This window comes from Cutibacterium sp. (assembly GCF_030525615.1).
Classification (GTDB): domain Bacteria; phylum Actinomycetota; class Actinomycetes; order Propionibacteriales; family Propionibacteriaceae; genus Cutibacterium.
Window position 1 is genome coordinate 62,369 of the sequence record NZ_JAUNEJ010000003.1, and the last position, 12,013, is coordinate 74,381.

The window sequence follows — 12,013 nt, forward strand, 5'->3', positions numbered from 1 at the left end:
TTATCCCTGTCCAGACAATGAAACCGCGACGGCAGTATCATGGATTCAATACGTCCCGTCTTCTAATTATCCGAGCCATGAAGGTCGCTTATGGTGGCTGTGAATCACCCGTAGGTATCGCGCGGCCCCCTGCCCGGCACAGATCTGGGACCGTGTTTCCAACTGGGAGCGGTCGGCCCTTTGATGATGACCTTGGTGACGGTCCCCTCCCCTAGCCGACGATTGAGTTCAGCAACCAACTGTGGGGCGATAGTGCGCAAGGAGGTCGCCCACACCGTCGCGTCGGTGCGGACGGTCAAAACCGTACCCTGATACTTGACCGGGCGAGAATGCTCGGCATTGGTCGGGCCGACGAGTTCTGGCCACCGGGAAAGCACCAGGTGCAGATTGACCTGACGTCCCCACCCCTTGGACTTCACAAGGCTGGTGAAGGCCTCTCCCAGGGGTACCGGGTCACGGGCGTCATGTCCCGGTCCAGACCATGCCGGAGTACTGGGGCGACGGTGACGTCTCCTCCCCGTGAAACGCCGAGGCTCAGGCAACAGCACTTCACGCGTACCGTCACGCGGACTTCCGGCCGGTTCCCCTCGGGCAGCCTGAGCGATAGTCAGCGCGACGTCGACCCCTTCATCATCATGGTCGGCTGCTATGCGACGGTCCTCGTCAGAAGGGACGACCTGATCGCGCCGACGACCTGCGTCAGTCATCATCCCTCCCCTCATGGGACAAAACCTGGCCGCCACCAACATCGAACCTCTCCCCGCGCAGGATTTCGGGAACGTCCGAGGCCACTGCGGCTGTCACCAGGACTTGATCTGCCGCAATGACCGACGACGCCAGCCGTCCACGCCGGGTGGCGTCCAATTCAGCGAACACGTCGTCGAGGACGAGAACAGGCTCGATACCGTCGTCACGTAGCAACTGAAAGGCTCCCAGACGCAAGGCCAGTGCTAATGACCACGATTCGCCATGGGAGGCATATCCCTTCGCTGGCATTTCCCCGATGTGCAAGATAATGTCGTCACGCTGTGGGCCGACGAGGGTGACACCACGGATAAGCTCATCGGCTCGCCGGGCCGCCAAAGCGTCGAGGAAACGATTGGCCAGCTCCGTGCGGTCGATAGGGTCGGCACTCTGGCCTTCCTGTGGAGGTGACCACAGTCCATCAAGGTCAATAGTCGACTTGTAGGTGGCCGTCGCCATGTCATTGACCGGGGCAATCTGGCGGTAGGCAGATGAGGTCAACGGCATGACAGCCGACAAGGTGTCCAGTCGAGCCGAGAGGAGTTCGGCACCGATGGTGGCCAACTCGTTATCCCAAATCTCCATGGTCGCGCCGATCTCGGCTCCCGCCGACGGTCCCTTGCCTGCCAGCGACTTGAGCAGGGCATTGCGCTGTTTGAGGACGCGCTCGTAGTCCGCCTTCACCCCAGCCATCCTCGGCCATCGCGTCACCACCAGGCCGTCCAGAAAAGCTCGACGATCTGATGGATCACCATGGACGATGGCTAGGTCATTGGGCGAAAACACCACAGTTCGCAACACCCCGAGAATCTCGCGGGGCCGGGTGAGTGGAGCACGATTGATTCGTGCCCGATTGGCACGCCGAGGGTTGATCTCGACCTCAAGCAACAGATTGCGCGCGTCCTCAGCCCCAGCGCGAACTCGACCACGCACCACAGCTTGATGAGCTCCTATCCTCACCAACGGGGTGTCATTGCTGACGCGGTGTGACGACAGGGTCGACAGGTATTCCACAGCCTCAACAAGATTGGTTTTGCCTTGGCCATTGGAACCGATAAAGGTCGTCACTCCCGCTGTCATGGGGACGTCAGCGCGGACATAGGAGCGGAAATCGACCAGTTCGAGACGTTCGACGAACATCCGGACCTCCCCCGCTGTCAGACGTCCGATTCAGGTTACCGGAGCGAGTATGCGCCAAGACGACGCAGCACTGTCAGCACTCAGTCAGCGCTCAGGAAGGAAGTCTCATGAGCATGATGACGTGGCGGTAATCCATCTCCGGCTTGCCGTCGAGGTTATTGAGACCAGTCACCAGGCAGGGCTTACCGGGAGCGGTAAACGAGAAATTGACATAGGGGGTGTCCAAGGCCCCCAGAGCGTCAGACAGGTAGTGCGGATTGAATCCGGCCGCAGTGATGGTGGGTTCCCCGTCAACATGATTGGTGACGACGGCTTCAATAGCCTCCGAAGCTTGGGCCTGGTCGCCGGTGGCCGCCGACAAAGCGACCGAATCGTCATTGATGACCATGCGCAGCGGGGTGTTGCGCTCAGCCACCAGGGAGACACGACGCACCGAGTTCATGAGTTCGTCGGTGCGGGCACGCACCGATCGGGTGGCCTTGATGTCCATGAGGTGACGGACTTTGGGGAATTCTCCACCGAGCAGACGGGTAGTCATACGACGCACACCATTGGCACCATCACCCTCGAAACCGACCAGGCCTTCGCCAGTGTCACCCGAGGAAAGGTTGACGGTGACGTGCTCTCCAGAGGTCATAGAGCGGGCGGTCTCGCTCATGACCTTGGCTGGCACCAGGGCGGTCGCCTCCGCGTCGGTGGCGGCCGGATTCCAGGTGATCTCCTTGAGGGCCATACGGTAACGGTCAGTGGCCAGCAGGGAAAGAACCTCGCCGTTGATCTCGACGCGCACACCGGTAAAGACCGGCAGCAGTTCGTCACGACCCGCAGCTACCACGACCTGAGCGACAGCCCGGGAGAAGACATCGGCGTCAACGGTTCCGGTAGCAGCCGGCATCTGCGGCAGATCAGGGTATTCGTCAACCGGCAGCGCCTGCAGGGTGAAGCGTGCCGACCCGCACACCAAATCCATCTTGGCTGGATCTGTGGTGATCTGGACTGGCTTATTGGGCAGGCTGCGCGCAATATCAGCCAGCAGCTTGCCAGAAACCAACGACTCGCCAGGCTCATCGATTTGAGCGGGCAGAGTGATCTGGGCGCTGGTCTCGTTGTCAGAAGCCGACATCACTACGGAGTCGCCCTCGGTGCGCACGAGCAACCCAGCCAGAATCGGCACTGTCGGTCGGTTCGGCAGGCTGCGGGCAGCCCAGGCGACAGCTTCGGCCATGACATCGCGTTCCAGACGGATTTTCACTGCGTCCCCTCGACTTGGCGTCTCGCACTCCATGGTGCCTGCACCCTGAATCATATCCATGACGCCGGTCGAATCGCACCTGCGCGATGACAACGGCGTCGTGGGAGGCTTTGTCCCCAGATCCACACCCACCAACTTGTAAGTGATGGAGATGTTTATCTTTTCTTCATAGTCATAACCCCTGTGAATCTTGTGGATACGCAGTGAAACCACTTGTCACAGAGATTTTCGGGCTGTGGACGACGACGTGGACCGGATGTGCATGGCGATGGGGTGGCTGTGGATGACTGATGTTGTCCCACGGTTATCCCCTGGCTATCCACTGGTTTTCCACATGAAGGGTGCAGAGTGATGGATGCCAGAGAGTGCAGGCCGGCAGGGCCAATGGGTGGCCGATAAGTGATAGCGCCGATAGGCGCCAAGGGCCGGTGTTCAGTACTGCTTGATTCGGTTGGTGATCTCGGAGACCTGATTGAAAATCTGACGCTGCTCACCCATGAGGGCGCGGATTTTGCGGTCGGCGTGCATGACCGTCGTATGGTCCTTGCCGCCGAACTCAGCACCGATCTTGGGCAGTGAGAGATCAGTGAGTTCACGGCACAGATACATGGCGATCTGGCGAGCGGTGACGAGGGTTTGGGCCCGCGAAGTGCCCAACAGGTCGTCGGTGGAAATGTCGAAGTAGCTGGCCGTCTCGGCAATGATTCGCTCGGGGGTTACCGGGGTCTCTCTGCCTTCCGGAATGAGGTCTTTCAGGACGACCTCAGCCAAGGAGGAGTCCACGGGCTGCTGGTTGAGGCTGGCGAAAGCCGTCACCCGGATGAGAGCTCCTTCGAGCTCACGGATGTTGGTCTGAATGCGGCTGGCGATGAACTCCAGCACATCCGGCTCCACCTCGATCTTCTCGGCTGCAACCTTGCGTCGCAAAATGGCGATACGAGTTTCCAGGTCTGGAGGCTGAATGTCAGTCAACAAACCCCACTCGAACCGGCTGCGCAACCGAGGTTCAAGGGCCTCTAACAGTTTCGGAGGCCGATCAGAGGTCATGACGATCTGCTTTTGGGCATTGTGGAGGGTGTTGAAGGTGTGGAAGAACTCCTCCTGGGTCTGAATCTTGGATTCCAAGAACTGGATGTCGTCGACCAGCAGGACGTCGACGTCACGGTAAGAGCGACGGAACTCTCTGGTGCGGTTAGTGCCAATGGCGTTGATGAAGTCGTTGGTGAGTTCCTCGGTGGAGACGTACTTCACCTTGACGTTGTCGTAGTACGACATGACGTAGCGGCCGATGGCATGGAGCAGGTGGGTCTTGCCGAGTCCGGAGCCGCCATAGATCAGCAGCGGGTTGTACGACTTGCCGGGAGCTTCGGCGACGGCGACGGCAGCCGCGTGGGCGAACCGGTTGGAAGCGCCGATGACGAAAGAGTCGAAGGTGTACTTCGGGTTGAGGCGATTGCTTTCGTCATCATCAACAGTGGAGGTCAGTTGGGTTGAAGGCTCAGTCGTTCCGACGGTGACCTTAGGGACGAATTGGGCCGGTGAGACGGGGGCCTCTTCCTCCTCGTCGTCACGCTCGGGGGCACCTAGAGCCAATTCAAGATCGGGGTCGATGGTGATGGCCAGATGAATGCCTTTGTGGAACTGGTCGGACAGGAGTTCCTCGAGCTCATGGCGCATCTTGGATTCGACGCGTTCCCGGGCGAACTCGTTGGGGACAGCAATCATAACCGTCGAGCCATGCATCGTTACTGGTGTGGTGTTGGACAACCACGCCCGGTTGGGTTTGGAAACCTTCTTGAAGATCTCGTCCCAGGCCTTGTTGAGAGCTTCGGTCGGATCGCTGTCGACCGGCTGCGAACTCATCGGTGGAGGCAGCACGGCGTCTGGATGGGTCCGGGGGTGGTCGGCCTTGCCGAGCGGAGTGTCGGACATTCCACCACCTGTTCCCTAGAAGTCATCGAGAGTTGTCCACACAGTTTTCCACAACCCGTGTGAGAAGGCACCTGAGGAGTGCCGCACTTGTGAACGCTAGTGAGTCATAGTTCTCTACGCAACCGGTTTGAGTGGCTTGTCAAGCGGGTCAGAGGACTACATGAGTGTGGTTTCACGAGTGTCATTTGATAGTCGCTCACGCTGGATTGTCGGTTTGCTGATAACGGGGTCGACAACGTAGAGTTATCCGGTCGCTGCCTTCAGCGTCCACTTCCCCTGCGCCCATCCGGGCGCCCCGGATTACATGGGATCGGCTCGCGTCGATCCCCCGGGTGATCCCCAAGACACAAGGGAGAATATCCCCGTGAAGCGCACTTTTCAGCCCAGCAACCGTCGTCGTGCCCGTAACCACGGCTTCCGTTCCCGCATGAGCACCCGTGCCGGTCGCGGCATTATTGCCGCTCGTCGTCGCAAGGGTCGCGCCAAGCTGTCGGCCTGAGTTTTTCATGCTGTCCGCCCGGTCGCGGATGCACCGTCCAGGTGACTTCCGTGCCGCAGTCCGTGGGGGCGTGAGGTCAGGTCGTCCCAGCCTCGTCGTCCACGTTGGACGACGAGAACAGAACGACTCTGACTCGACCGATATAGCACAGTTATCCACAGTCGTTGTGGATAACTGCGACACCGGTGGACCACCGCTACCCGACGGAGTGACGACTTCCCGACCCGAGGTTGCGCCACGGGTCGGTTTTGTCGTCTCCAAGGCCGTGGGCAATGCTGTCACTCGTAATCGGGTGAAGCGTCGCCTGCGGCATCTGTGTCGTCCCCTTGTCGATGAACTCGAAGATGGCACCGTCGTGGTTGTGCGGGCTTTGCCGACGGCCGCAACCGAACCGGACCGGGTTGCGAAGGATCTTGACGGTGCATGGCACCAGGCATTGCGGAAACTTCGATGATGGTTGCAGCGGTACCGGCACAGCAGCCACGACACAGCAGCAGCGTGTGGGGCACGCTGCTGCGTTTTCGTCCCCTGACATGGCTAGCAATTGGATTCGTCAAGGGCTGGCGGGCGGTCATCTCGCCGCTGTACGGAGACGTCTGCAAGTACCAGCCGAGCTGCTCGGCCTACGGTCTGCGAGCTCTGCAGGTACACGGAGTGTTTCGGGGCGCACCGATGATTATCTGGCGGATCCTGCGATGCAACCCATGGTCCCATGGCGGGTACGACCCAGTGCCGGGAACCCCTGAGGCCAGGCAATGGCGCGAACTCCACCCCGAACTCGCGCGATCAACACAAAAACCGACCGATGATCTGACGGGTGAGAACCCGAGGGATCACGGATCGGCGCTACGAACCATCCCCGGACACACCGATCCGGGGAGTACCCACATGGGTACCCCTTCCCACACCCGAGGTGAGAACTGATGCTCAACCCGCTGGTCATACTCGGCCTGGGCGACACCTTACATGCGATGGGTCACGCCATCATGGTGCCGCTGTACTGGGCTGTGTCCGGCCTGCTCGTCCTCTTCCATAACCTGTGGTCCCCGCTCTTTGGCGCTGACTCGGGCGTGTCGTGGACGTTGGCCATCATCTGTCTGACGATTTTCATCCGTCTGCTGTTGGTGCCGCTGTTCGTCAAGCAGATCAACTCTGCGCGATCAATGCAGCTCATCCAGCCCAAGATGAAGGCTATTCAGGAAAAGTACGGCGATGACCGGGAACGTGCCGGTCAGGAAATGATGAACCTCTACCGCGAGGAAGGGGTCAACCCGGCGGCGTCATGTCTGCCTGTGGTGCTGCAGATGCCAATCTTCCTGGCCCTGTTTCGCGTGCTCGATGGTGCTTCCCGTGGTATCGCTCGAGGTCACTTCTTCACCGAAAACCCTGGACTCATAAAATCCCTGCAGCACGCCAAGATCTTCGGCGCTGAGCTGGCCGGACGATTCCTACCGATGAACGACGGCTTCGGTGGTACCCAGATCGTCGCCCTCGTTCTCATCATCATCATGGTGGCGACGCTGTTCTACACCCAGCTCCAGCTGATGCGGAAGAACATGCCGCCGGAGTCTCTGACTGGCCCGATGGCACAGCAGCAGAAGATGATGATCTATCTGTTCCCGCTGATGTACCTGTTCACCGGTGTGAGCTTCCCGATCGGCGTCATGCTCTACTGGTGTACGTCGAACCTGTGGACTCTTGGTCAGCAGGAGATCCTCATTCGTAATAACCCGACGCCGAACACTCCGGCCTACATCGACTGGCGTGAGCGCATGATTGCCAAGGGCAAGGACCCCGACGAGATTGAACGTGCCCGTCGCGAAAAGCGTCGTCGCAAGGTCGTCGCCCCCACCCCGGTGGCAACTGTCGAAGATGGTGAGAAGCCGATGGTTGCGCGCCAGGGAGTGACCCGTCAGACAGTGCGCAAGGACGCCAGCGGTGGCCGTCAGGTCGTCCGCCGTCAGCAGCCCGCCAGACAGACGCGAGCCCAACGCAAGAAGTAAGGCCGGGAACCCGAGAAATGAGGCTGGGTCATAGGCCCGCCACGAAGTCATAGGCCCGCCACGAACCAATTCCACTGACCAGCATGGCTGGTTGATTTTGAGAGGTAACGAACAACGATGAGCGAGAGCAGCGAGCGCATCGAGGAGCTCGACGTCGATCAGGCTGAGAATCTTGATACCCAAGACGACGATCTCAATACCCAAGAGATTGAGGACGACCTCAATGAGACCGACGAGGACGTCGACAAGGGTGACCAGGAGGAAGTGGCTGAAGAGGGTGAGGAAGTTCCCGACGAGGAGGACGAAGTCGACGACAGGGATGAAGTCGACGGCAGGGATGAAGTCGACGAGGAGGACGAGCGAGGCGAGGAGGGAGACGAGGAAGAGTCTGGCGATCCTCTGGACGAAGAGGGCGACATTGCCGCCGACTACCTCGAGGAACTGCTCGACATCGCCGACCTGGACGGCGACATTGATACCTATGTGGAGAATGGGCGAGCTCACGTTTCCATCGTCACGGATTCTCAGACCCTCGTCGGTAAGGATGGCAAGGTTCTCGAGGCTCTTCAGGAGCTGTCGCGGCTGGCCGTCATGACCGAGGTTGGACATCGCTCGCGACTCATGCTCGATGTTGCCGGATACCGGGAGTCCCGTCGTAAGGATTTGGTGGCCCTGGCGACTGAGGCGATTCAGTCGGTTAAGGAGACAGGCGAGCCGGCTCACCTGGCCCCTATGAATCCCTTCGAGCGCAAAATCGTGCATGACACAGTTGCGGCTGCGGGACTTGTCAGTGAATCCGAAGGTGTTGAGCCTAAGCGGCACGTCGTCATTACTCAGGAGCAGTGACGCCATAGGTAGTCGTGCCATAGCTAGTCGTGTAGTCAGTTGTGGGGTTGACCGTAAGTTATCAAGGGTGAGCTCGGTGGGTGTAATGCCCACCGAGCTTTTTTGTGAAGTGTTCTGGGTTTTTGCTCCTACTTGTTTTTGGAGGGATGGGATCATGGCCAAGAGGAACTTCGAAGGAGTTTAAAGACCAGGCGGTTCGGAGTGTCTCAGAGGCGTGATTTGCTGTGGTGTTGACATGGTGAGACCAAGTCTCCCAACTACTGTTGGGATTCGCGAGTATTTCAAGTGATTCAGGACGTTTTTTTGAAGATGGGTGCACCGAATGGGTCGAAGTCGAGGGTTTTGATGGTTCAGAGAGGAATTACACGCGCCGTGAAAAACCGGTGATATACCGATAACTAGATGTATATCTGGAGATGTTTCACGTGAAACGGTCAAATGCGCTGGTATTCCTGGATGGTGTCGTTGGGAAGCGCGCCAAGGGAGCACGGGTGCATGGTGTCCACACTTTCCCAAACGATGCATGAAGGAAGCTTCGGCGGAAACGCAATGTAGCGGGAAAAGACCAAGTTGTGTGAGGTATCTGAAGTTGTGCGAGGTATCTGCGAGTATGAACACGTTAGTTTTAGATGTGAGCGGGTGTGAGAACTATCTGGATGTCCGCCGTGAAGGATTCAAAACGAAGGGCAATACTGAAAGCTAGCCAGTTAAGTTGTATCCGGGTGCGAGCTTGCGCGTGTGAGCCGCCGATCAATTGCTACATGCTGCTGTCGAAGTGTCATTACCAGCGAGTTCCGGTCAGAGATTGACCTTGGATATGTAGAACGGTGAGAAGCTGTTTAATCAGTCATCTGAGTGCTAGTAATAATACTTAACGCTTTCGTGTCGAGGGGCGCTGACGCTGATGGAATAAGTGATGACACCGTCGGGGTGTTGCTACAGTTCTCCATTCTCTGTGGGCCCATTCTCTGTGGGGCCGATGGGGTTGGTATGAATGATCAGTGTTGAGTGTGTGGTCTGAGAACTGGTTCGTCGGATGAACGACGCGCGAGCGTGGCGTGGAGTTCATTCCGGAGGCGGAAGTATGTTGAGTCTTGCTGACTCAAGATGTTGTAACAGATCGTGCTAGCAGCGGCGCTGCGGGACTACCCAGACGATACTGCCAGGCTGAACCGCGAGCCTGTAATCTTCTTGTGAACAAGTTGTTGAATACCGGCGGAATCTCCGGATTGGGGTTCGCGCAGGTGACGGACGGTACGAGGCCAATACGCCTGCTGTTGGTCGTGGACTCCCCCATTCACGGCTGGGGAGTGAGGTTGGATCAAAGGCGGGTTGGTGGCACTTTATATGTGACATGGCCCTCTGCGATCATGCCGTCAATTCGACGCGATCATGGACTTCACTAGGTTTGATGTCGATCCTGTCTGGGCATGCTGGTGACTTAGCTGAGGTTTTACAGCGGACAATTAGCGCGAAGAGATCCCAGTCAAGGTTGAGGGTATTTGGCGCAGCGGCTCTTAGGCGCCATGGCGATCGGCCGGGTGAACCAGATTGGGTTGTGGAGCAGATTGGGTTGTGGAACAGATTGGGGTTTAGTGAATCTGTCCTTAGGAGCGTGACGCGATTGTGCATGGATCGGAAGTGATGGCCGGAGCGCACTGAAAGAAGCTACGCCATGACAAGGGAGCTACGCCATTGCGAAGCGGCTCGGGCTGCAATGTCGCGTTGTGTATGAGCGTTACTAGTGTGCTGGCATGGCAGGATGTCTGACATGACCGAAGCGACTGACGATGTGATAGCCGAGCGACTATATGGAAACAGATATAAAACTATTAAGCAGTATGTCGATATATTGGCTAATCGCGGGGTCGAGTGGGGCTTAGTTGGACCGCGTGAGGTTGATAGGTTGTGGGAGCGTCACATCCTCAACAGTGCAGCATTGGAGAGTTTGATTCCGGAAGGATCAACAGTCGTTGACGTCGGTAGCGGTGCTGGCCTGCCTGGTATTCCGCTAGCGGTTTTGCGACCTGATCTTGAGATCACCCTTGTCGAGCCTATGTTGCGGCGGGCGAACTTCTTGATGGAGACCGTTCAAGAACTTGACCTTGGCGCTCGAGTGGCGGTGTTACGCGGGCGCGCCGAGGATGTCGGGATTGTTACTGATGTTGTTGTGTGCCGGGCAGTAGCAAAGTTGACGACCCTCGTCGGATGGACGGTGAGGCTGTTCGGACAGACCGGCTGTCTGTTGGCCCTGAAGGGACAATCTGCTGATGAGGAAGTAAGGAAAGCGAAAAAGGAGCTCGCAAAACACCATCTTTGTGCAGAGGTGCTGTTGGTTCGTGCGGACCCATCGTCGGAAGTGACACATGCAGTGCGCGTTCGACGATGTGACACGGTCTAAGAGGACGCGGTCGTATGGGTCACATGGCGGGAATCGTGGGTCGCAAGGCGGAAATCGTGACCAGGCCACATGCACTGACGACCTCATGAAAGACATAGGCGTAGGGGAAAACCATCCGGATAGGCTACGAGATCTAGGTAGGTGAGATGTTCCGGACCTGTCTGAACCGTAGACAGGAGTGGCTTTGAAGGTATGTAGATCGTTTCCTGCTGAGTGGATGAATCGAGTAGCGGGTGCCATAGGCCACAAGGACGCGCCTAGGATTGATTGCGAGGTCAGGTCGGTCGTTGGCTTTTCTGCGAAAGCGTGGAGTTTGTGGTGGAGCTAATAGGGTGTCGGTGGGATCTGCGCTGGTCTGGGTAGGGTATCCGGCCTGAGACATTTGACGTCTGCTGGTTCACGGTATTCGCGGTCGTTGCGCTTGACGATGGCGGTAACTCATGGAGTGTACGTGGCTGATTAGTGGCTAGGGTTTTCGGGTGCGGCGGTGAGGTTGATAGTTGCAACGGATGCTGATGGTCGTTGGATGGTTGTGTTTCACGTGAAACACGGATCTCGGTGGAACTTGACAGCGTTCTCAACCCAAGGGGTTGCCACCCGTCTCGCGCTCGGTGTCGCCGCGCCCACGCCCAGCACGAAGTAACGGTTCGGCGTTGGAGCTTTTAGCAACATCCCGTGATTTGAATGCGTTACCGTGACTGTGCTCTCGCACCATCAGTGTGTTTCCCATGGTGTTGTAGTACCGATGTGCTTGGTATCTGGCTGGCGCGATTCAGGTCGCCGCGCTTGACTTGTCACTGCGTTAGGTTTGTAGCGTCATCTACGGACTCTCACACCTGTGCTGTGCCAACTCAATCAACTTATGACTACAGGTACCGTGCGATGAGGGACGACGTTCTTTTATCTCGCTGTGTGCCATGACGAGCTTCGTCCCAAGAGGAGGTAGAACAGATGGCCTACGTGACCCGAATTATGTATTAGGCCACCTAAGTGATGGGCCCATCGACCTGGGCGCGCCAGTCGCGACGCTTCACTACGCACGTAGTGCTCAACACGACGTCTTGTCTTATTCCGGATGTGTCGAATAACTAACGGTTGAAGCAGGCCTTATGTGGATGTGGCCCTGGTCTGCACGTTGCTGACACGACTCGGAACAAAAATCCGTAGCAGCGGTCGCGGGTGAGCGCGTGAGTAGC

Annotated in this window: 10 protein-coding genes; 6 read left to right on the forward strand and 4 right to left on the reverse strand. The window is 58.0% G+C overall.

Annotation, left to right across the window (positions count from 1 at the left end; translation table 11 throughout):
* Positions 1-104: 104 nt before the first annotated feature.
* The 4 genes from Q4B98_RS05825 to dnaA form a co-directional block, all read right to left on the reverse strand.
* A complete protein-coding gene (locus Q4B98_RS05825; RefSeq protein WP_303196186.1) occupies positions 105-707 on the reverse strand; it encodes a DUF721 domain-containing protein in 603 nt (200 codons plus the stop codon).
* Positions 700-1,884 (reverse strand): DNA replication/repair protein RecF, encoded by a 1,185-nt coding sequence (gene recF / locus Q4B98_RS05830; RefSeq protein WP_303196187.1) that lies wholly within the window; start codon positions 1,882-1,884, stop codon positions 700-702. The genes Q4B98_RS05825 and recF overlap by 8 nt, the downstream gene beginning before the upstream one ends.
* A gap of 91 nt (positions 1,885-1,975) precedes the next feature.
* Positions 1,976-3,136, reverse strand: a complete 1,161-nt coding sequence (gene dnaN / locus Q4B98_RS05835) for a DNA polymerase III subunit beta (protein WP_303196188.1) — start codon at positions 3,134-3,136, stop codon at positions 1,976-1,978.
* Positions 3,137-3,568: 432 nt separating this feature from the next.
* Positions 3,569-5,068 (reverse strand): chromosomal replication initiator protein DnaA, encoded by a 1,500-nt coding sequence (dnaA, locus tag Q4B98_RS05840; RefSeq protein ID WP_303196189.1) that lies wholly within the window; start codon positions 5,066-5,068, stop codon positions 3,569-3,571.
* Positions 5,069-5,432: 364 nt separating this feature from the next.
* On the opposite strand from dnaA, the gene rpmH reads away from it, so the two are divergent.
* The 6 genes from rpmH to rsmG all read left to right on the forward strand — a co-directional run bounded on the left by rpmH (position 5,433) and on the right by rsmG (position 10,817).
* Positions 5,433-5,567 (forward strand): 50S ribosomal protein L34, encoded by a 135-nt coding sequence (gene rpmH, locus Q4B98_RS05845; protein WP_303196190.1) that lies wholly within the window; start codon positions 5,433-5,435, stop codon positions 5,565-5,567.
* Positions 5,568-5,574: 7 nt separating this feature from the next.
* Positions 5,575-6,021: a ribonuclease P protein component gene (gene rnpA, locus Q4B98_RS05850; protein ID WP_303196191.1), complete on the forward strand. Its 447-nt coding sequence runs from the start codon at positions 5,575-5,577 to the stop codon at positions 6,019-6,021.
* Positions 6,018-6,491 carry a membrane protein insertion efficiency factor YidD gene (gene yidD, locus Q4B98_RS05855; protein WP_303196378.1) on the forward strand — a complete coding sequence of 158 codons (474 nt, stop codon included), beginning with the start codon at positions 6,018-6,020 and terminating at the stop codon, positions 6,489-6,491. Before rnpA ends, yidD begins: the two co-directional genes overlap by 4 nt.
* The gene (gene yidC, locus Q4B98_RS05860) at positions 6,491-7,570 is read left to right on the forward strand and encodes a membrane protein insertase YidC (RefSeq protein WP_303196192.1); all 1,080 of its coding nucleotides are present in this window, start codon (positions 6,491-6,493) and stop codon (positions 7,568-7,570) included. Before yidD ends, yidC begins: the two co-directional genes overlap by 1 nt.
* A 117-nt stretch (positions 7,571-7,687) precedes the next feature.
* Positions 7,688-8,416: a R3H domain-containing nucleic acid-binding protein gene (locus Q4B98_RS05865; RefSeq protein ID WP_303196193.1), complete on the forward strand. Its 729-nt coding sequence runs from the start codon at positions 7,688-7,690 to the stop codon at positions 8,414-8,416.
* A 1,771-nt stretch (positions 8,417-10,187) separates the two neighbouring features.
* Positions 10,188-10,817, forward strand: coding sequence for a 16S rRNA (guanine(527)-N(7))-methyltransferase RsmG (gene rsmG, locus Q4B98_RS05870; RefSeq protein ID WP_303196194.1), 630 nt, complete (start codon positions 10,188-10,190; stop codon positions 10,815-10,817).
* The last annotated feature ends 1,196 nt before the right edge of the window (positions 10,818-12,013 follow it).

Bases quoted from the DNA above. Each gene is read 5' to 3' on its own strand.
- Q4B98_RS05825 (WP_303196186.1), bottom strand. From the start codon at position 707: ATGACTGACGCAGGTCGTCGGCGCGATCAGGTCGTCCCTTCTGACGAG.
- recF (WP_303196187.1), bottom strand. From the start codon at position 1,884: ATGTTCGTCGAACGTCTCGAACTGGTCGATTTCCGCTCCTATGTCCGC.
- dnaA (WP_303196189.1), bottom strand. From the start codon at position 5,068: ATGTCCGACACTCCGCTCGGCAAGGCCGACCACCCCCGGACCCATCCA.
- rnpA (WP_303196191.1), top strand. From the start codon at position 5,575: ATGCTGTCCGCCCGGTCGCGGATGCACCGTCCAGGTGACTTCCGTGCC.
- yidD (WP_303196378.1), top strand. From the start codon at position 6,018: ATGATGGTTGCAGCGGTACCGGCACAGCAGCCACGACACAGCAGCAGC.
- yidC (WP_303196192.1), top strand. From the start codon at position 6,491: ATGCTCAACCCGCTGGTCATACTCGGCCTGGGCGACACCTTACATGCG.
- Q4B98_RS05865 (WP_303196193.1), top strand. From the start codon at position 7,688: ATGAGCGAGAGCAGCGAGCGCATCGAGGAGCTCGACGTCGATCAGGCT.
- rsmG (WP_303196194.1), top strand. From the start codon at position 10,188: ATGACCGAAGCGACTGACGATGTGATAGCCGAGCGACTATATGGAAAC.